Here is a 20,107-nt window from a genome sequence, read left to right on the forward strand (position 1 = left end):
TCGGGGCCGCTGTGCGGCCCCGTTCGCAACGTTCAGTACACCCACACCTCGACCCGACGGTTGCGCAGGCGTCCCTGCTCGACGTCGTTGTCGGCCACCGGCAGCTCATCCCCCATGCCGGTCACCTCCCTGGTTTCCACCCCATCCCGGGCCAGTTCCCGGCGTACCGCCATCGCCCGCAGGCGCGAGAGCAGGGCAGCGCGCCCCGGGGTGTCCTTGGGGTCGCCAAAGCCCACCAGCACCACCTTGCGCTGCAGCTTGCCGGCCTGGCGCAGGTAATCGGCGACCCGCTGTACATCGCGCTGGGCCTTGCTGTCGAGGCTGGCGCTGCCCTCCTGGAAGCGAAAGTTGACGCTCAGGCGTTGTGCCTCGCCGGCCAGGGCCTGGTAGCGGGGCGGCATGTTGGCCTGGATCGGCACGGGCAGGGCCTTGACCTGTTGGGAGACGAATCCCTGGTCGGCGACGATGGCCTGGCCGGCGGGGCCTTGGGTGAATTCGACCAGGGCTTGGGCCAGGGGGCGGGCATTGGTGGGCAGGTAGAAGTACAGCCGTCGTGTCAGCGGATAGTCTTCGCTGGCCACCAGGGCGCGTCTGGGCAGCATGGCCGGCGCGTCGCCTTCGGCGATGGCCAGGACCTTGGCCCCATGCACCGTGGCCAGGCTGCTGAAGCCGATGCCCTGGCGGTCGGCCCTGACCCGCTCGGCCAGCGTTTCGCTGGATTCGAAGCGTTGCACCTGGGCGGCCAGTTCGCTGTGGTGCGGGTCGAGCACCAGCGCCTTGAAGGTCTCGAAGGTGCCGGAGCGGTCGTCGCGCGCGTACAGGCGGATCGCTCCGCCGGGTACGCCCAGCTGTTCCCAGCGTTGTACCTGGCCGGAGAACACCTGTGCCAGTTGCGTGATGGTCAGTTGTGCCAGCGGGTTGTCGGGGTGGACGATCACCGCCACGCCGTCCAGGCCAATGACGTGCTCCGACCGGCTGCTGCGCAGGTTGCCCAGGCTCCGTAGGCGCTGCGCCTCGTCGTCGCTGATCGAGCGCGAGGCGGCAGCCAGGTCCGCCTCGCCACTCGCCAAGGCAGTGAAGCCGGTGCTGGAGCCGTGGGCGGCGATCGTGATGCGCACGGGGTGGCCTTGGCTGTCACGGGCGCGAATCTCGCTTTCATTGGCCACGGCCCCAGGCGTCTGCTCGATGGCCATGGCACCTTGGGCACGCAGCAAGCCTTGCACGAGCGCCGGTGCCAGGCCCGCGCCGATGGTGTTGGAGCCCTGGATGCGCAGCTGCGCCGGCTCGGCCAGGGCCAGCAGGGGGAACAGGTAGAGCAACAGGGCGAGGAAGCGGGGCATGCCGGAGGCCTTTGGCATGGAGTTGTCCCGCAGATTACGACAGTGGCGTGAACGTTGGGTGACAGTGGCAGCCATGAGGGCGGTGGTTCGATGACTCGACTTACCCCGCGAATAGGCCAGCACTTCCAGGTGATTGAAGCACTGTGCCAATTGGGGCAGCTTTGCAGCCCTTTCGCGGCACAAGGCCGCTCCCACAGACTGAGGGCACTAACATGGGAGCGGCCTTGCCAGGGCGCCGGAACAGTCGGAAAAGGGATGCGTAACGACCCCAGCTTTGTGCGCCCTGCACAAACCAGAAGGGGCGCCTTCATGGCGCCCCTTCGTCTTGCCGCTTAGGCTTCGGCGTCCCAGGGACGATCGCCTTTCTCATCCTTGACCCGGGTCGGCAGGCCCATCACGTCCAGCGCCTTGAGGAACGGCTCGGCCGACAGCTCCTCGACGTTGACCATGCGCTTGGCGTCCCAGTCGCCGCGGGCGACCAGCAGGGCGGCGGCCACCGGCGGTACGCCGGCGGTGTAGGAGATGCCCTGGCTGTCGGTCTCGGCGTAGGCTTGCTCGTGGTCGGCCACGTTGTAGATGAACACTTCGCGTGGCTGGCCGTCCTTGGTGCCCTTGACCAGGTCACCGATGCAGGTCTTGCCGGTGTAGCCCGGGGCCAGGGAGGCCGGGTCTGGCAGGACGGCCTTGACCACCTTCAGTGGCACCACTTCCAGGCCTTCGGCGGTCTTGACCGGCTGCTCGGAGAGCAGGCCCAGGTTCTTCAGCACGGTGAACACATTGATGTAGTGCTCGCCGAAGCTCATCCAGAAGCGGATGTTCGGCACGTCGAGGTTCTTCGACAGCGAATGGACTTCGTCGTGGCCGGTCAGGTAGAGGTTCTGCGAGCCCACGACCGGCAGGTCGTCGGTGCGCTTGACTTCGAACATCTTGTTGCTGGTCCACTGGCTGTTCTGCCAGCTCCAGACTTGCCCGGTGAATTCGCGGAAGTTGATCTCCGGGTCGAAATTGGTGGCGAAATACTTGCCATGGGAGCCCGCATTGACATCCAGGATGTCGATCGAATCAATGCGGTCGAAATACTGTTGTTGCGCAAGGGCGGCGTAGCTGTTCACCACACCCGGGTCGAAACCGACGCCGAGAATGGCGGTGATGTTCTTTTGTTGGCACTCTTCGAGGTGTTTCCACTCGTAGTTGCCGTACCAGGGCGGCGTCTCGCAGATCTTGCCCGGTTCTTCGTGGATGGCGGTGTCCAGGTAGGCGGCACCGGTATCGATGCAGGCACGCAGCACCGACATGTTGAGGAAGGCGGAACCGACGTTGATCACGATCTGCGATTCGGTCTCGCGGATCAGCGCCTTGGTCGCCTCGACATCGAGGGCATTGAGCGCGAAGGCCTGGATGTCGGCGGGCACCTTGAGGCTACCCTTGGCCTTGACGCTGTCGATGATGGCCTGGCATTTGGAGATGTTCCGCGACGCAATCGCAATACGACCGAGTTCGTCGTTATGCTGCGCGCACTTGTGGGCCACCACCTTGGCGACACCTCCTGCACCAATGATAAGAACGTTCTTCTTCAATTTAACCCTTTCTCCTTACTGAAGGCCTGTCGTCAGGACAGGCTGGACACGTAGTCTTCGAAACCGAACTCGCGAACCACCTCGACGCTGCCGTCGAGCTGCTTGACCACGATGGCCGGCATCTTCAGACCGTTGAACCAGTTTTTCTTGACCATGGTGTAGCCCGCCGCGTCGATGAACGACAGGCGATCGCCGATGGCCAGCGGACGATCGAACTGGTACTCGCCGAAGATGTCACCGGCCAGGCACGACTTGCCGCAGACCATGTAGGTGTGCTCGCCGTCGTTGGGGGCCATCTTGGCGTTGAGGCGGTAGATCAGCAGGTCGAGCATGTGCGCTTCGATGGAGCTGTCGACCACGGCGAGGTGCTTGCCGTTGTACAGGGTGTCGAGCACGGTGACTTCCAGCGAGGCGCTCTGGGTGATGGCCGCTTCGCCCGGCTCCAGGTACACCTGCACGCCGTACGTCTCGGAGAACGCCTTCAGGCGCGCGCAGAAGGCGTCCAGGGCGTAGTCCTCGCCGGTGAAGTGGATACCACCGCCCAGGCTGACCCACTCGACCTTGTGCAGCAGGTGGCCGAAGCGTTCCTCGATGTGCGAGAGCATCTTGTCGAACAGGCCGAAATCACCGTTCTCGCAGTTGTTGTGGAACATGAAGCCGGAGATCTGCCCGATGACCTTCTCGATCTTGTCCGGGTCCCACTCGCCCAGGCGGCTGAACGGGCGCGCCGGGTCGGCCAGCAGGTAGTCGGAGCTGCTCACCTGTGGGTTGACCCGCAGGCCGCGGACCTTGCCTTCGGACTGCTCGGCGAAGCGCTGCAACTGGCCGATGGAGTTGAAGATGATCTTGTCGCAGTTGGCGAGCATTTCCTCGATCTCGTCGTCGGCCCAGGCCACGCTGTAGGCGTGGGTTTCGCCGGCGAACTTCTGGCGACCGAGCTTGAGCTCGTAGAGCGACGAAGAGGTGGTGCCATCCATGTACTGCTGCATCAGGTTGAACACCGACCAGGTGGCGAAGCACTTCAGTGCCAGCAGGGCCTTGGCCCCGGACTGCTCGCGCACGTAGGCAATCTTCTGCATGTTGCCCAGCAGCTTCTGTTTGTCGATGAGGTAATACGGCGTCTTGATCATTTAAAGGCCCCCGGCCAGGCCGGCCAAAAAAAGGACACGCATTGTGCCTTCACTTGCCGCATATCGAAAGGGCGCAAGGCGCATTTCGTCCGAGTTCTGTTGCAGGTTGCTACCACGGTGCCACCGCGTCTGTGCATGTGCCATCCCCAGGGCCCAGTTGAACAGGGCAATATGACACCGATATAACCGAGCCGAGGCGTTGCGAGGCCCATCGCAGGGTATGATTGCCGGGTCAATCCTCGATACCGGGAGCCTGTGCATGAAGGTCGGCGTCATCTCCGATACCCATGGCCTGCTGCGACCTGAAGCGCTCGCGGCGCTGCAAGGCTGCGAGCTGATCGTCCATGCCGGCGACATCGGCAAACCGCAGATACTCGATGCCCTGGCGGCACTGGCCCCCCTGCAGGTGGTGCGGGGCAACAACGATCTCGGGTTGCCCTGGGCCGAGGCGCTGGAGGACGTGCGCCAGTTCGACATGGGGGGATGGACGACCCTGCTGGTGCACGACAAGGCCGACGTGCCCGACACGCTCGCCAGGGACGTGCGGGTGGTGATCACCGGGCATTCCCATAAGCCGTGCATCGACTGGCGCGAAGGGCGGCTTTATCTCAACCCGGGCAGTGCCGGGCCCAGGCGCTTCAAGTTGCCGGTGAGCGTTGCGTTGCTCGAGGTGAGTGCACGCGAGGTGGCGCCGAGGATCGTCAATTTGCTGGAGTGAAAGGGCCGTGGCTCCAACACGGTGTGGGGATTACGCCGGCAACCGGGCAACCACCTTGATCTCGAAATCGAACCCATACAGCCAGGTGACCCCGATCGCCGTCACGGTCGGGTAGGGCGCAGGCCCCCAGAACTCCGCGCGCACCAGGTTCCAGATGGTGTCGAACTTGTCCTGTGGATCGACGATGAACAGTGTCACGTCCTGCACATCGTCGAAGCTGCAGCCGGCTTCGGCAAGGATCGCGTTGAGGTTGCCGAATGCCCTGCGCACCTGGTTTTCCAGGCCAGGCTCGGGCGAGCCATCCTCGCGGCTGCCGACCTGTCCGGAAACGAAGAGCAAGCCATTGGTGCGGATCGCCGGGGAGTAGTGGTTGATGTCATACAAGGCCTGACGGCCTGGCGGGAACACGACGTCACGCTGAGTCATGGCATATCTCCATCGGGTGGGTGATGACGCTACTCTACGAAGCCCGGCTCGCGCGATAAATGCGCAAATCTGGTTATCATTGTTTGTTCATCCCAAATAATCGGGGCCGCTGATGGACCGTTTCGATGCAATGCGTGCGTTTGCCCGAGTGGTGGAGGCCGGCAGCTTCACCAAGGCCGCCGATACCTTGCACATGAGTCGCACCAGCGTCACCCAGCTGGTGCAGCAGTTGGAGACGCGACTGCGGGTGCGCCTGCTCAACCGCACCACACGCAAGGTGCGGCTGACCAATGATGGCGCGCTGTTCTACGAGCGGGTGGTGCGCCTGCTGGCGGACCTGGAGGATGCCGAGGCCAGCCTGAGCGGTGCGGCTAGCCAGCCCCGGGGCAAGCTGCGGGTGGATGTACCCAGCCCTTTGGCGAGCATGGTGCTGATACCGGCGCTGGCGCAATTCCACACGCGCTATCCGGACATCCAGATCGACATGGGGGTGAGCGACCGCATCGTCGACATCATCGGCGAGCACGTCGATTGCGTGGTGCGCGGCGGCGAACTGCTGGACCAGTCGCTGATGGCGCGCAAGGTCGCCGACCTGCAGTTGGGCGTCTATGCCTCACCGGCCTATCTGGAGCGGCTGGGGAGACCCCTGCATCCGCTGGAGCTGGAAGGGCCGGTGCAGCGTGTCGTCGGGTTTCTCTGGGCACGCACCGGCAAGCCGGTGCCCTATGCCCTGAGCCGGGGAGAGGAGCGCTTGCAGGTGCAAGGGCGGCCGGTGCTGGCGGTGGATGACGGCAGTGCCTATCTCGCCGCGGGGCTCGCCGGGTTGGGTGTGCTCTGGTTGCCGGACTACATGGCCCGGCCGCACCTGGCCACCGGTGCGCTGGTGCGGTTGTTCGAAGACTGGGCCCTGGAGCCTATGCCGCTGTATGTAGCCTACCCACCCAATCGCCATGTGGGCGCGAAGTTGCGGGTATTCATCGATTGGGTGGTCGAGGTGATGGCGAGGCCTTGATGCTCATCGGTCGCCCACCTGTTCCAGCCAGCTGCGAATCTGCTCCAGGGTCGCTGTGGCCCCGCCACAGACGATCACCAGCACATTGCGGTACTCCCCCAGGCGTCCAGGTGTGTAGGCCAGGGCCAGCGCCGCGCCGCAGGCCGGCTCGACCAGCACGCGGTGATCGAGCAAAAACCGCTCGCACGCCAGCAGGGCTTCGCGGTCGCTGACCAATTCGCTGTGAACGGGATGCTGGCGCACACAGTCCATCGCCCGGTCGGCCACACGCTTGGCCCCCAGGGAGGTGGCCACCGATGCGATACGTTCCAGCGCCACCGGGTGCCCGGCCTCGATGGCCGCATGCAGCGAGGCGGCGCCTTCGGTTTCCACTGCCAGCACCGGCACATCGTGCCAGTCGTTGCGTTGCAGGCCCTCGACCACACCGCTGAGCAGCCCGCCACCGCCGACCGACAGCACCACCGCGTCGGGCTTGTGGCCTTCCCGGGCCACTTCGTCGATCAGGCTGGCATGGCCGGCCCAGAGCAACGGGTCGTCGAACGGGTGGATGAAGGCATCGCCCGGTCCCACCAGGCTCTGCGCCAGTTCGTTGGCCTCCTGCCAGGAGCTGCCATGCACCACCACCTTGGCCTGCTCCAGGCGCAGCAGTTCCTGGGCCCGCTCGGTGGTCGTCTGCGGCACGACCACGGTCACTGGCACGCCGAGCCGGCGACCGGCATAGGCCACCGCCAGGCCGGCGTTGCCGCCAGAGGAGCAGACGAAGTGCCGGGCGCCACGGGCATGGTGGACCTCACAGGCATGGCCCACCCCGCGCAGCTTGAACGAGCCGCAGGGTTGCAGGGCTTCGAGCTTGAGCCAGACCGAGCGCTGGGTGGCCAGGGAGAGGGGGCGGGATTCGATCAGGGGTGTCTGGATGTGCAGGGGCATGGCAGTTTCCAACGAGTCGTTTTACGACCCAAGCATGCACCATTCGGGGCGGGGAGTGCACAAGCTCATTGGCGGGCGAGCCGCAATGTTGGCCAGCCGGCATTGGGGCTGCAAAGCAGCCCCGATGCTAGCTGAAAGCCTTACCTGCTCGGACTCAGCCCAGCGGTGGCGTACGCGGCGGGATCAGGCGGCGCGAGCCGGTGGACTCGAACGCCGCGCCAAAGCGCAGCAGCGCCGAGTCGTCGTAGGCGCGGCCAGCGAACGTCAGGCCGACCGGCATGCCGATGTCGGCCATCACGCCCATGGGCACGGTGACGGTGGGCACGCCCAGGTGACGGATCGCCAGGTTGCCATTGGCCACCCACACGCCGTTGCTCCAGGCGATATCCGCCGATGCCGGGTTGACGTCGGCGTCCGCCGGGCCGACGTCGGCCACGGTGGGGAACAGCACGGCGTCCAGGCCGAGGTCGTCCATCCAGTCCTCGAGGTCGAGCTTGCGCGTCATCTCCAGGCCGCGCAGGCCGTCCGGCACGGTCTCGATCTGGTCCCACGACTTGAGGCCGCGCTTGGCCATGTTCACGTACTCGTCCATGCCGGCAGCCAGGTCGTCCTCGCGGTTCGGCAGGGTACCTGGGTCATGGGGGAAGATCTGCATGCCGTCGACATCGGCCAGACGATTGAGTTTCGGGTCGCCGTTGGCCCGCAGGAAGTCGTCGAAGGCCCAGCCGGACAGCTCCCAGAGCTCGTCGTGCAGGAACTCCTTGGAAACGATGCCGCGGTTGAACACGGTCGGCGCACCGGGGCGGTCGCCCTCGCAGTTGGAGACCAGCGGGAAATCCACCTCGATCACCTCGGCACCGGCCGCTTCCAGGGCCTGGCGGGCCTGGTTCCACAGATCGATGACGCTGGCGCGGGTATTGATGCGCTGGCCGGTCGGGCCGCCGATACCTGGCTTCTGCGAGGTGCCGGCCTCGGGGTCGGCATTGATGTACATGCGTGGCACGCCGAAACGCTTGTCCTTGAGCGCGCTGGCGTCGGCGGCCAGGTCCAGGTACGAGGCCGGGCGCACCTGCGAGGCGGCCGGGATCGGTACCCAGGGTTGCAGGCGCCACAGGTCGCCGCGGGTATCGGCGTCGTCGGCGACCACCACGTCGAGGATCTCCAGCAGGTCGGCCATGGTCCGGGCATAGGGCACCACCACGTCCATGGTCGGGGTCAGCGGCCAGTTGCCACGCACCGAGATCACCCCGCGCGAGGGGGTGTAGGCGCACAGGCCATTGTTGGACGCCGGGCCGCGACCGCTGGACCAGGTTTCCTCGGCCAGGCCGAAGGCCGAGAAGCTGGCGGCGGTGGCGGTACCGGCACCGTTGGAGGAGCCGGACGCGAACGGCGCGGTCAGGTAGGCGGCGTTGTACGGGCTTTCGGCACGGCCGTAGACGCCACGCTGCATGCCGCCGTTGGCCATGGGCGGCATGTTGGTCTTGCCCAGGCAGATGGCGCCAGCGGCACGCAGGCGCTCGATGGTGAAGGCGTCACGCTGGGCCACCAGGTCCTTGAACGCCGGGCTGCCGGAGGCGGCCGTGAGGCCCTTGACCAGGTAGCTGTCCTTGGCGGTGTAGGGGATGCCATCCAGCGGGCCGAGGGTTTCGCCCCGGGCCCGGCGGGCATCGGAGGCCTCGGCCTCCTTGAGTGCGTCAGGGTTGCGTACCACCACGGCATTCAGGGCAGTGGCGGTGTCGGCTCCGTCATAGGCGTCGATGCGGGCCAGATAGGCCTTGACCAGCTCGACCGCCGTCGTGCGGCCGGTCTCGAGCGCGTCGCGCAGCTCGGCAATGGAAACCTCGGTTACCTCGATCATGCTGTCACCAGTTGTGCAGGTGGAAAATCATGGCCGCGAGTGTAGCAAGAAGCCCTTGCCGGGCGCAGGCATGCAGCGTGGCAATGGTTTGTTGCAGCGCGGCACGATGGAGGGAACGCAGGCGAAGTTGACGGGTCGCAGTCTAGTCTTAGGCTTTGCATGAAAAGCCGTCGAGCGCTGCTCAGGCGCTTTTCGTACCAAGCCCAGGCCCATGTCGCCCGCGTTGGGGCTGGCAAGATCAACGATCCGGAGCCACCGATACATGCCCAATACGCCAGAATCTGCCTCCACCTCCACCGTCAACCCGCCAGTCTTCTGGATTTCCGCTGCCTTGCTGCTGGTGCTGGTGCTCTATGCCAGCGTCTTCCAGTCCCATGCCCAGGCCTTGTTCGCGCACATCCAGGGCTGGATCATCGGCAACGTCAGCTGGTTCTATATCCTGGCGGTGGCGATCATCCTCGGCACCGTGGTGTTCCTCGGTGTCAGCCGCTATGGCGACATCAAGCTTGGCCCCGACCACAGCACGCCGGACTACAGCAGCACCACTTGGTTCGCCATGCTGTTCTCCGCCGGCATGGGCATCGGTTTGATGTTCTTCGGCGTCGCCGAGCCGGTGATGCACTTCGTCAAGCCGCCGGTGGGCGAGGGCGGCACGGTGATGGCGGCCTCCGACGCGATGCGCATCACCTTCTTCCACTGGGGCCTGCATGCCTGGGCGATCTACGCCATCGTCGCCCTGATCCTGGCCTACTTCAGCTTCCGCCACGGCCTGCCGCTGACCTTGCGCTCGGCGCTCTATCCGTTGATTGGCGAGCGTATCCATGGGCCGATCGGTCATGCGGTGGACATCTTCGCCATCATCGGCACGGTGTTCGGGGTGGCCACCTCGCTGGGCTTCGGTGTCGCGCAGATCAATACCGGACTCAACGCGCTGTTCGGCGTGCCGGTGTCGATACCGGTGCAGATCGTGCTGATCATCGGCACCACCTTCCTCGCCACCCTGTCGGTGGTTTCCGGCCTGGACAAGGGCATCCGCCGCCTGTCGGAGCTGAACCTGGGCCTGGCGGTGCTGCTGTTGCTGATGGTGGTGCTGCTCGGGCCGACGGTGCTGATCCTGCAGACGTTCGTGCAGAACACCGGCGGCTACCTGGGCGAAATCGTCAGCCGTACCCTCAACCTCTATGCCTACCAACCCACCGACTGGATCGGCGGCTGGACGCTGTTCTACTGGGGCTGGTGGCTGGCTTGGTCGCCCTTCGTCGGGCTGTTCATCGCACGCATCTCCCGGGGCAGGACGATCCGCGAGTTCGTCACCGGCGTGCTGCTGGTGCCGACCGGCTTCACCTTGCTGTGGATGACCGTGTTCGGCAACACGGCGATCCACATGATCCTCGACGAGGGCTTGACCGACTTGGCCCGGGCGGTGGACCAGGACACTTCGCTGGCGTTGTTCGCCTTCCTCGAGCACTTCCCGTTCGCCGGCGCCATCAGCACCTTGGCGATCGTCATGGTGCTGGTGTTCTTCGTCACCTCGGCAGACTCCGGCGCCATGGTCGTGGACATGCTCGCCTCGGGTGGGCAGGAGCACACGCCGGTCCGCCAGCGTATCTTCTGGGCCGCGAGCATGGGCGTGGTGGCCATCGCCTTGTTGCTGGCCGACGGCCTCAAGGCCCTGCAGACGGCGACCATTGCCAGTGCGCTACCGTTCACCATCGCCTTGCTGTGCAGCATGCGCGGGCTGCTCAAGGCGCTCAAGCTCGACGCCACCAAGCGCGGCCTGCGCTACCAGGCCCTGGCGATCTCGCCGACCGCCTCCCGCGCCGCCGGCAACTGGCAGCGGCGTTTGCGCACCCTGGCCATGTTCCCGCGCCGGGCGCATGTGCTGCGGTTCATCGCCGAAGTGGGGTTGCCGGCCTGCCAGTCGGTGGCCGAGGAGTGGCGCCGGCAGGGCTATGAATGCAGCGTGGAGGAGGGTGAGGGCGGCAGTGTCACGCTCAAGGTGGGGCCGAGCGACCATCCCTTCGTCTACGAGATCAGGCCCCATGCCTACACCATGCCCAGCTTCGTCATGAGCGATACGCCGGGTGAGGAGCGCAAGTACTTCCGCGCCGAGGTGCACCTGCGTGAAGGCGGGCAGGACCATGATGTGATGGGGTGGTCGAAGGAGGAGGTGATCGGCGACATCCTCGATCACTTCGAGCGGCACATGCACTTCCTGCACCTGGTGGGCTGAGGTGGCAGCGGGGCCGCTCTTGCCGGAGCGGCCCGTGCGGTCAATCCAGGTCTGCCGCCGAGTGGCGTTCCGGCACTTGGCTTTGCTCGTCGCCCCAGGTCCGGTTGACCCGCGTGCCACGCTGCACTGCCGGCCGCTGGGCGATCTCCTCGGCCCAGCGGCGCACATGGGTGTACTCGTGCACGGCGAGGAACTCGGCCGCGTCGTAGAGGTTGCCGCGCACCAGTTGGCCGTACCAGGGCCAGACGGCGATGTCGGCGATGCTGTATTCGTCCCCGCCCAGGTAGCGGCTTTCGGCCAGGCGCCGATCGAGCACATCCAACTGGCGCTTGGCTTCCATGGTGAAGCGGTTGATGGCGTACTCGAACTTCTCTGGCGCATACACGTAGAAGTGGCCGAAGCCGCCGCCCAGGTAGGGTGCCGCGCCCATCTGCCAGAACAGCCAGTTCAGGCTCTCGGTACGCGCCGCCGGGGTGGTTGGCAGGAACGCGCCGAACTTCTCGGCCAGGTACAGCAGGATCGAGCCAGACTCGAACACCCGCACCGGCGGCTCGGCACTGCGATCGAGCAGGGCGGGGATCTTGGAGTTGGGGTTGACCTGGACGAAGCCGCTGGAGAACTGGTCGCCCTCGCCGATACGGATCAGCCAGGCGTCGTACTCGGCGCCGCGGTGGCCCAGGGCGAGGAGCTCCTCCAGCAGGATGGTCACCTTGACCCCGTTGGGCGTGGCCAGGGAGTAGAGCTGCAGCGGGTGCTTGCCGACGGGCAGATCCTGCTCATGGGTGGGGCCGGCGATGGGGCGGTTGATGCTGGCGAACTGGCCGCCGGAGGCTGTGTCGTTGGTCCAGACCTTGGGCGGGACGTAGGGGGACTTGCTCATGCACGGAATCTCCTGATGGCTCGAAGCGGTCACGTAAAGACGTGGATCTGCATCTATGCCACGGGTTCGGAGCAAAGGGCAAATACGGTGGGGCCTTTCCTGGGCGTTCAGCGCTAGTCAAGACGCTCTATTGGCATTCGGGGGCGCGGTGCGCCCCATCGCCGGCAAGGTACAGCGCAATTCTGGAGTCCGGCGCCACCCTGTGGGAGCCGGCTTGCCGGCGATGGGCTGCAAAGCAGCCCCAGGACCGCCAAGCGCTGCTCAACTGAGCGCCGAGGCGACGTGATCGGTCAGGCCACGGGGATCAGCGGGTCCGCTGCCGCCAGCGCCGCGGTGCGTTCCGCTGCCGGCGGGTAGATCCACACGGTATTGATCTGCGCCTTGAGCTTCTTGGCCTCGGCCCTGTCCTCGGGCGGCATGACCTTGCGTTCCCAGCCCTCGGTGTACACCGCGCCCCAGGCGCCGAGGTCGAGGCAGGTGACGTACTTGGGCTGGCTGTAGGTCATCGGGGCCACGCCGATCAGCTCGGCGGCGGCGTTGTTGCCCGCGTAGCGGCCCAGCGGAATGGCATGCTGGCAGGACATCACCGCATGGTTGCCAACCTCGTCGCAGGCGGCGTAGGCGACGTCGCCTGCGGCGTACACCGCATCGTTGCCCTTGACCTTGAGGTGGCCGTCCACGTGCAGGCGGCCCTGGCGGTCGTGCTCGCCGCTGATCTGCCCGGTGAGCGGGTTGGCCTTGAAACCGACGGTCCAGACCACGGTATTAGCGGCGATGCGCTGGCCGTTGTCGAGCAACACCCCATCGGCATCCACCGAGGCCACGGTGGCTGCGCAGATCCATTCGATGCCCAATGCCGCGGATGCCTCCACGATGGCCGGGCTGATGCCGTCGCCTAGGGCGGCGCCAATCCTCGCGCCGCGGTCGACCACGACGATACGCGGCTTGACCTGCTCGCCCAGGATCGCCCGCAGGCGGCTGGGCAGCTCGGTGGCGGTCTCGATGCCGGTGAAACCACCACCGGCGATCACCACGGTGTTGCGTGCCGCGCTGTCGGGTCGCGAGGCCAGGGACTTGAGGTGCTCTTCCAGGCGCACCGCCGACTCGATCTTGTCGACGTCGAAGGCATGCTGGTCGAAACCAGCGAGATCCGGGCGATTGAGCAGGCTGCCACAGGCCATGATCAAGCGGTCGTAGCCCAGGCTCGCCTCCTGACCGGAGGGATCACGGTAGGCCACCGTACGGGCCGCCTCGTCGATGCGCTGGGCCGTGCCCCTGACGAAACGCACGTTGACCGCGTCGAACAGCGCCTGCAGGGGCGCTGCCATGTTGTGCACGTCGGCTTCGTAGAAGCGCGGGCGGACATGCAGTTCGGCCTGGGGGGCGAGCACGGTCACCTCGACATCGTCCCGGCCATGCTGGTCCAGCAGGCGTACAGCGCTCAGGGCGCTCCACAGACCAGCGAATCCTGCACCGATAATCAGAATCTGTCGTTTCATGTTGTGCTCCTGGAGAAAGTGACGGGCAGATGCATCCCCGAGGGCGTTCTCCAGAGGCCTGGAGAGGATACCGCTCAGTGGATGCGTGGCTGGCGGGCACGCGGTATCTGCGTGTCGCCGGACACGGTCTGGCCTGTTGTCGTTCTTGGGGTCATGCGTTTGTTGGCGGATGGGCTGGAATCGATGCTAAGCGCAACGGCGTGCGCCACATAGGCCAAAAAACCCTGACTTTCGGCCAGCCCGGCCGAACGCCCTAGAGCGGGTTGGCGGGGAGGGCGTCGCCGGCAAGGTTGAACGGGCGGGTGAAGCGGCTGCGGTAGTCCCGTGGCGACACCGCCAGGTGACGCTGGAAGGCATGGCGCATGCGCTCCTCGGTGCCGAAGCCGCAGTGGCGGGCGATCTGGTCGATGTTGCTGGTGGAGTTCTCCAGCAAGCGGCGTGCGGCCTCCAGGCGGAACACCTCGATGGCCTTGGCCGGCGTGCGGCCGGTTTTGGCCTTGTAGACGCGCGAGAAGTTGCGCACGCTCATGCGCACCTGCTGGGCCATGCTTTCCACGCTCAGGCGTGGGTCGTCCAGGCGCTGGCTCAGCCACAGGTGCAGCGCCTCGAACTCGGCGCAGTCCTGGCCCTGGGACTTGAGCAGCTCGCTGAACTGCGCCTGCCCGCCGGGGCGCTTGAGGAACACCACCAGCTCCCGCGCCACCTGCATCGCCACCTCACGGCCACAGTCGGCCTCCACCAGTGCCAGGGCCATGTCGATGCCGGCGCTGACGCCGGCAGAAGTCCAGACCTTGTCCTGCTGGACGAAGATCGACTCGTTGTCCACCTCCACCGCCGGAAAGTCCCGGCGCAGGACATCGCACATGGCCCAGTGGGTGGCCGCGCGACGGCCGTCGAGCAGGCCGGCGCTGGCCAGCAGGAAGGTGCCGCTGCACACCGAGGCGGTGCGCCTCACGCCTTTGGCCGCCTCGCGCAACCAGGCCACCAGAGGGGCATGATCGGGGAGGGTACGGATGATGTCCGGTGCCCCGGGCACGATCAGCGTATCGACGGGCTGGTGCATCAGGGGCGCGAGGCGCTCGGTGGCTACTGCCAGGCCTTCGGCGGTCGGCTGCAGGCCACCTTCGAGGCTGGCGGTATGCATCTGGTAGCCGGGCAGGCCACGTTCGCCCATGGCCTTGGTGGCGGCCCAGAACACCGTCTGGGCGCCGGTCAGGTCGAGCAGGCCCATCTGGGGGTAGGCGAGGAACACCAGCCGGCGCGGCTGGCCGACGGGTTGCAGGGCAGGGGACTGCGGGATGTGGGCGATATCGTTCATGGTGGCGCAATCGTTCGGCTGTCATGGGAGGCGCATGGACTGAGGTCGGCCCTGACCTTGGCCCATGGTAGTACATGCCGGGGGAGCGGGGTAAGGCGCCTTGCGTTCTATGAGTTCCCTGTGGGGTTGTTGTCGTGCAGAGAGCACACAGGGGCCGCGAAAGCGGCCCCCAAGATTACACCCAGGCTGGCTCAGTGCGCGCCCGCCGCCTTGCTCAGGTCGCTTTCGGCCCAGGCGGTATACACACAGGCATCGGCCACCGCCCAGCGCACCTTGACGGTATCCCCGGGCTGCATCGGCATGCCCGCGGCGGACAGCGCCTTCACGGTCATCTCGGTCCCTCCGGCGGTGACTACATGGCAGGTCTGGCTCTCGCCCAGGAACAGCACCTCGCCCACGCGGGCACTGACCTCGTTCCACCCCGCCGGCAACGGCTCGCGCAGGGCCTGCTCGGCCGTCAGCGCCAGGGCCTTCTCCGGTCGCACCATGACCAGCGCATCCTGTTCGGCAACCAGCCCCGGGGTCAGGCGGATCGCCAGCGACTGTCCCTCGAAACCCGCCGCGCCATTGCTGCTGGCCTTGACCCGGAGGAAATTGGAGTTGCCCAGGAACGAGGCGACGAAGGCGTTCGGTGGGTTCTGGTAGAGGTCGTAGCCGCTGCCCAGGCCGACGATCTTGCCGTGGCTGAAGATGGCGATACGTTGGGACAGGCGCATGGCCTCTTCCTGGTCATGGGTCACGTAGACGATGGTGATGCCCAGGCGCCGATGCAACTGGCGCAATTCGTCCTGCAGGTCCTCGCGCAGCTTCTTGTCCAGGGCGCCGAGGGGTTCGTCCATCAGCAGGATGCGCGGCTCGTACACCAGTGCCCGGGCGATCGCCACGCGCTGCTGCTGGCCGCCGGATAGCTGCGCCGGGCGGCGGTGGGCGAACTTCTCCAGTTGCACCAGCTTGAGCATGGCATCGACCTGCTTGGCTGTTTGTGCGGCGTTTTGCTTGCGAATCGCCAGGGGGAAGGCGATGTTGTCGCGCACCGACAGGTGCGGGAACAGCGAGTAGCGCTGGAACACCATGCCGATGTCGCGCTTGTGCGGCGGCACCTTCACCAGCGACTGGCCCTGGACCAGGATCTCGCCGCTGCTGGGCGTCTCGAAGCCGGCCAGCATCGACAGCGTGGTCGACTTGCCCGAGCCGCTGGAGCCGAGGAAGGTGAGGAACTCGCCGTCCTGGATGTCCAGGCTGATGTTGTCCACGGCGGCGAAGTCGCCGTAGTGCTTGTTCAGGTTGCGCAGGCTGACCAGGGTCTTGTCGTGCGCGGAATCGTTCATGACTGCACTCATTGTCGGTGTCTCCGGGCGCTCAGGCGCTGACTTCGTTGCGCCGGCGCAGGGCGGCGGCGATGACCATGACCAGTACCGACAGGCCGATCAGCAGCGTCGAGGCGACGGCGATCACCGGGGTCAGGTCCTGGCGCAGGGTGGTCCACATCTTCACGGGCAGGGTCTGCAGGGTCGGGCTGGCCATCATCACGCTGAGCACCACCTCGTCCCACGACACCAGGAAGGCGAACAGCCCGCCGGCGATCATCCCCGGGCGGATCGCCGGGAAGGTCACCTTGAAGATCGCCTGCAGGCGCGAGGCGCCGCAGATCACCGCGGCATCCTCGATCGACTGGTCGAACAGCTTGAGCGAGTTGATGATCGAGATGATGGTGAAGGGCAGGGCGACGATCACGTGGCTGACCACGAAGGAAAACAGCGTGCCGGTGTAGCCGAGCTTGAGGAACAGTGCGTACACCGCCACGGCGATGATCACCAGCGGCACGATCATCGGCAGGGTGAACAGGCCATAGAGGAACTCGCGGCCCGGGAAGCGCCCGCGCACCAGGGCGAAGGCCGTGGGCAGGCCCAGCAGCACCGCGCATAGGGTGGTCAGCACGGCGACCTTGAGGCTGGCCAGGGCCGCGTCCATCCATTCGGGGTTGGAGAAGAACTGGCCGTACCACTTGAAGGTCCAGCCCGGCGGCGGGAAAACCAGCCACTGGGATGAGCCGAACGACAGCAGCACGATGAACAGGATCGGCAGCAGCAGGAAGGCCGCGATCACGCCGGTGGTCAGGTACAGGCCCACCCGCAGCGGGCGGCCCATGGCGTTGGGAGTCAGGAGCATGGCGGCTTACCTCGCGTTGCCGACCGGCGATTCCGGCTGCAGCTTCAGGTAGAAGTAGAAGAGCACCAGGGTGATCAGCACCAGCAACGCGGCGGCGGCGCTGGCCAGCCCCCAGTTGAGGAACGACTGCACCTGCTGGACGATGAACTCAGGCAGCATCATGTTCTGCGCGCCACCGAGCAGGGCCGGGGTGACGTAGTAGCCCAGGGACATGACGAACACCATCAGCGCGCCGGAGAACAGGCCCGAGCGGCACAGCGGCAGGAACACCCGCCAGAAGTTGGTCCAGGGGCTGGCGCCGCAGATCGAGCCGGCCTGCAGCACCATCGGGTCGATCGCCTGCATGGTCGCCTGCAGCGGCAGGACGATGAACGGGATCATGATGTAGCTCATGCCGATCACCACGCCGGTGAGGTTGTGCACCAGCTCCAGCGGCGCATCGATGATGCCGACGGCCATCAACACCTTGTTCACCACCCCGGAGGCTTGCAGCAATACCAGCCACGAGTAGGTGCGCGCCAGCAGGCTGGTCCACATCGACAGCAGCACGATGTTCAGCAGCCAGCGGCCCCAGCCGCGTGGCACCAGGGTGATCGCCCAAGCCAGGGGAAAGCCCAGCAGCACGCTGATCAGGGTGACCAGGCCAGCGACCGAGAAGGTGTTGAACAGCACCCGCGCATAGGCCGAGTTGGCGAACAACTGCTCGTAGTTGCCCAGCCCTGGCACCGGCTCCAGCACCCCGCGCAGCAACAGGCCGATCAGCGGGGCGAAGAAGAACAGGCCGAGAAACAGCAGGGCCGGCAACAGGTTGCGGCTGCCGCGCCAGCGTTGGCTCAGGGATGGGCGGCCCACGGCTGCCCCTGGTGCGCCGGTGCCGCTGGGGGCGCCTTGCGTGTCGTGCAGGGCGTTGATGGCGACTTTCATTTGACCAGCCACTCATTCCAGCGGGCCGCGATGGCCTGGCCGTTCTTCGCCCAGTAGGCGAAGTCCAGGGTCACCTGGTCCTGGGCGTAGGCGGTCGGCAGGTTCGGCGCCAGGTCGGGCTTGAGTTGGGCGATGCTGTCCAGGTTGACCGGGGCGTAGGCGGTGAGGTTGGCGAAGTCGGCCTGGCCCTTGGCGCTGCTGGCGTTGGCCAGGAACTTCATGGCCGCGTCCTTGTTCTTGGCACCCTTGGGGATGACCAGGAAGTCGGCCATGACCAGATTCTGCTTCCAGCTCACGCCGACCGGCGCGCCGTCCTGCTGCAGGGCATAGACCCGGCCGTTCCAGAACTGCCCCAGCGAGGCCTCGCCGGAGGCCAGCAGTTGCTGGGACTGGGCGCCGCCGCCCCACCAGACGATGTTCTTCTTGATGGTGTCGAGCTTCTTGAAGGCGCGGTCCAGGTCCAGCGGGTAGAGCTTGTCGGCCGGCACGCCGTCGGCCAGCAGGGCCAGCTCCAGCACGCCGGGGCTTGGCCACTTGTACAGGGCGCGTTTGCCTGGGTAAGTCTGGGTGTCGAACAGGGCCGACCAGTCCACCGGCTTGTTGGCGCCGAGCTTGCCTTCGTTGTAGCCGAGCACGAAGGAGAAGAAGAACGAGCCGACACCGTGGTCGGAGACGAAGCGCGGGTCGATGCGGTCGCGCTGGATGGTGGAGAAGTCCAGGGGCTCGAGCAGGCCTTCGCTGGCGGCACGCAGGGCGAAATCGGCTTCGACGTCGACCACGTCCCACTGCACGTTGCCGCTCTCGACCATGGCCTTGAGCTTGCCGTAGTCGGTGGGGCCGTCCTGCACGACCTTGATCTTGCTGCTCTGGCTGAAGGGTTCGGCCCATGCCTGTTTCTGGGCGTCCTGGGTGGTACCGCCCCAGCTGACGAAGTTCAGGCTGTCTGCGGCCAGGGTGGCCTGGCAGGCCAGGGTCAGCAGGCTGGCGGACAGCACTGCGGTTACACGTTTGCTCAACAGCATGGTTAACGCCCTCGTTGCTTTTGTTATTTCAGCGGGCTTCCTGTCGCCCGCCATGTATTCGGGGAGCAGCTTTGCAAAGGATGTCGCGTGGCCGTGTTGTGCTTGTGAAGTCGGCCGAAAACTCAAGGTCTACGGGATATCATATTATGGTATTCCAAGTTTTTGGCAAGAGGTGTGAGGCTACCGGCCATCATTTGTGCCGTGCCAGCGGCAGGCTCATCGCTGAGCCTGTCGGGTCGCGATTGGGCTGCAGAATCTTTCCTGTGCGGTGTAGGAAAGGTCTCTTTTGTCAGCGCCAAGGCAACAGGCCCGCTTGCACCTGTTAGGTTTCGGAGCTTTTCCAGGCAAAGGAACCTGCATATGTACCGCGTCAGTCTCGAGGGCAGAGGCCAGGCAGTAGACGGTGACATCACCACGACGGGGGCGATCTGCATCGCCAGTGGCGAGGGCTATCTCTGCGAGGGGCGCAAGGTCCTGCGGGTTGGGGATGCAACCACTGAATGCCCACTGTGTGGCGAACCTGGGATCGTCGTGGAGGGCTATCTCGGGTGGATTTCCAATGGTCAGCCACTGGCGATGGATGGCTCGCTGGTCGAGTGTGGATGCCCCAGTGGCCGCAACAGGGTGGTGGCGCCCTTGCATGGCGAGGTACCGTCTAGCCGTTCGCTGGGCGGCGTCACGCCCACTGCCCGTTCGGCGCACGCTGCCGCCGACACGCAGGCAGTGTCCGCCGTGCAGGCACCGGCGGGCATCACCTCATCGCCGGTCGCGCTCGAGCCCGGTTTCTACATCGTCCCCCGCAGCATGTCTGGCCCACAACTGCTGGGCCGGTTGCTGGAGCAGGACCAGACGCTGCCCATCGCCCGTATCCAACGGCTTAACCCCACCTTCGAGCAGGGCTTCAAGGCCGGCGAGATCTTCGTCATCGGCGACCCCGACAACCACCATGCCTGTACCCGTGAAGAAGCCGACCTGATGCGCGCGGCCGAGCATGCACGGGAGTCGTTGGCGATCCTCAGCGAGGAGGAGGCCAATTTCATGATGGCGCATATCGGGGAGATTGCCGGGGTGCTG

At 65.9% G+C, this 20,107-nt stretch carries 17 protein-coding genes; 4 read left to right on the plus strand and 13 right to left on the minus strand.

From position 1 onward, the window contains the following. Positions 1–32: 32 nt before the first annotated feature. The 3 genes from NJF35_RS15155 to NJF35_RS15165 form a co-directional block, all read right to left on the minus strand. Positions 33–1,340 carry a substrate-binding domain-containing protein gene (locus tag NJF35_RS15155; protein WP_253080342.1) on the minus strand — a complete coding sequence of 436 codons (1,308 nt, stop codon included), beginning with the start codon at positions 1,338–1,340 and terminating at the stop codon, positions 33–35. A 332-nt stretch (positions 1,341–1,672) separates the two neighbouring features. Continuing rightward, positions 1,673–2,917 (minus strand): saccharopine dehydrogenase family protein, encoded by a 1,245-nt coding sequence (locus NJF35_RS15160; RefSeq protein ID WP_253091224.1) that lies wholly within the window; start codon positions 2,915–2,917, stop codon positions 1,673–1,675. Positions 2,918–2,949: 32 nt separating this feature from the next. Then, positions 2,950–4,047 carry a carboxynorspermidine decarboxylase gene (locus tag NJF35_RS15165; protein ID WP_253091225.1) on the minus strand — a complete coding sequence of 366 codons (1,098 nt, stop codon included), beginning with the start codon at positions 4,045–4,047 and terminating at the stop codon, positions 2,950–2,952. Positions 4,048–4,306: 259 nt separating this feature from the next. Here NJF35_RS15165 and NJF35_RS15170 point away from each other — a divergent pair, with 259 nt between their 5' ends. After that, positions 4,307–4,765 (plus strand): metallophosphoesterase family protein, encoded by a 459-nt coding sequence (locus NJF35_RS15170; RefSeq protein WP_225789641.1) that lies wholly within the window; start codon positions 4,307–4,309, stop codon positions 4,763–4,765. Between the two features lie 30 nt (positions 4,766–4,795). On the opposite strand, the gene NJF35_RS15175 is transcribed toward NJF35_RS15170, so the two are convergent. After that, a complete protein-coding gene (locus NJF35_RS15175; RefSeq protein WP_225789640.1) occupies positions 4,796–5,191 on the minus strand; it encodes a RidA family protein in 396 nt (131 codons plus the stop codon). A gap of 112 nt (positions 5,192–5,303) precedes the next feature. On the opposite strand from NJF35_RS15175, the gene NJF35_RS15180 reads away from it, so the two are divergent. Further along, the gene (locus tag NJF35_RS15180; RefSeq protein ID WP_225789639.1) at positions 5,304–6,203 is read left to right on the plus strand and encodes a LysR family transcriptional regulator; all 900 of its coding nucleotides are present in this window, start codon (positions 5,304–5,306) and stop codon (positions 6,201–6,203) included. A gap of 3 nt (positions 6,204–6,206) precedes the next feature. Here the strand turns inward: NJF35_RS15180 and NJF35_RS15185 are convergent, their stop codons facing one another. Both NJF35_RS15185 and NJF35_RS15190 read right to left on the minus strand, forming a co-directional pair. After that, on the minus strand, positions 6,207–7,130 hold the full coding sequence (locus NJF35_RS15185) for a pyridoxal-phosphate dependent enzyme (RefSeq protein WP_225789638.1): 924 nt from the start codon (positions 7,128–7,130) through the stop codon (positions 6,207–6,209). A 154-nt stretch (positions 7,131–7,284) separates the two neighbouring features. Further along, the gene (locus tag NJF35_RS15190; RefSeq protein WP_253091226.1) at positions 7,285–8,988 is read right to left on the minus strand and encodes an amidase; all 1,704 of its coding nucleotides are present in this window, start codon (positions 8,986–8,988) and stop codon (positions 7,285–7,287) included. Positions 8,989–9,250: 262 nt separating this feature from the next. On the opposite strand from NJF35_RS15190, the gene NJF35_RS15195 reads away from it, so the two are divergent. Further along, entirely contained in the window at positions 9,251–11,221 is a 1,971-nt protein-coding gene (locus tag NJF35_RS15195) for a BCCT family transporter (RefSeq protein WP_225789636.1), read from the plus strand. A gap of 40 nt (positions 11,222–11,261) precedes the next feature. Here the strand turns inward: NJF35_RS15195 and yghU are convergent, their stop codons facing one another. From yghU to NJF35_RS15230, 7 genes are all read right to left on the minus strand, one after another. Continuing rightward, positions 11,262–12,101, minus strand: coding sequence for a glutathione-dependent disulfide-bond oxidoreductase (gene yghU / locus NJF35_RS15200; protein ID WP_225789635.1), 840 nt, complete (start codon positions 12,099–12,101; stop codon positions 11,262–11,264). Positions 12,102–12,391: 290 nt separating this feature from the next. Further along, positions 12,392–13,600 carry an NAD(P)/FAD-dependent oxidoreductase gene (locus tag NJF35_RS15205; protein ID WP_225789634.1) on the minus strand — a complete coding sequence of 403 codons (1,209 nt, stop codon included), beginning with the start codon at positions 13,598–13,600 and terminating at the stop codon, positions 12,392–12,394. A 253-nt stretch (positions 13,601–13,853) separates the two neighbouring features. Continuing rightward, a complete protein-coding gene (locus tag NJF35_RS15210; RefSeq protein ID WP_225789633.1) occupies positions 13,854–14,918 on the minus strand; it encodes a GlxA family transcriptional regulator in 1,065 nt (354 codons plus the stop codon). Positions 14,919–15,109: 191 nt separating this feature from the next. Next, complete coding sequence (locus NJF35_RS15215) at positions 15,110–16,258, minus strand: ABC transporter ATP-binding protein (protein WP_225789632.1); 1,149 nt, start codon at positions 16,256–16,258, stop codon at positions 15,110–15,112. 19 nt (positions 16,259–16,277) lie between these two features. Beyond that, entirely contained in the window at positions 16,278–17,087 is an 810-nt protein-coding gene (locus tag NJF35_RS15220) for an ABC transporter permease (RefSeq protein ID WP_225789631.1), read from the minus strand. Between the two features lie 6 nt (positions 17,088–17,093). After that, positions 17,094–18,011 carry an ABC transporter permease gene (locus NJF35_RS15225; protein ID WP_225789630.1) on the minus strand — a complete coding sequence of 306 codons (918 nt, stop codon included), beginning with the start codon at positions 18,009–18,011 and terminating at the stop codon, positions 17,094–17,096. Beyond that, positions 18,008–19,033 carry a polyamine ABC transporter substrate-binding protein gene (locus tag NJF35_RS15230; protein ID WP_225789629.1) on the minus strand — a complete coding sequence of 342 codons (1,026 nt, stop codon included), beginning with the start codon at positions 19,031–19,033 and terminating at the stop codon, positions 18,008–18,010. The genes NJF35_RS15225 and NJF35_RS15230 overlap by 4 nt, the downstream gene beginning before the upstream one ends. A gap of 360 nt (positions 19,034–19,393) precedes the next feature. Here NJF35_RS15230 and NJF35_RS15235 point away from each other — a divergent pair. Further along, a partial coding sequence (locus tag NJF35_RS15235) for a PAAR domain-containing protein (RefSeq protein ID WP_253091227.1) occupies positions 19,394–20,107 on the plus strand: 714 nt, incomplete at its 3' end.

Origin of the sequence: Pseudomonas guariconensis, assembly GCF_024127895.1 — a bacterium.
GTDB classification, from domain to species: Bacteria; Pseudomonadota; Gammaproteobacteria; order Pseudomonadales; family Pseudomonadaceae; genus Aquipseudomonas; species Aquipseudomonas guariconensis_B.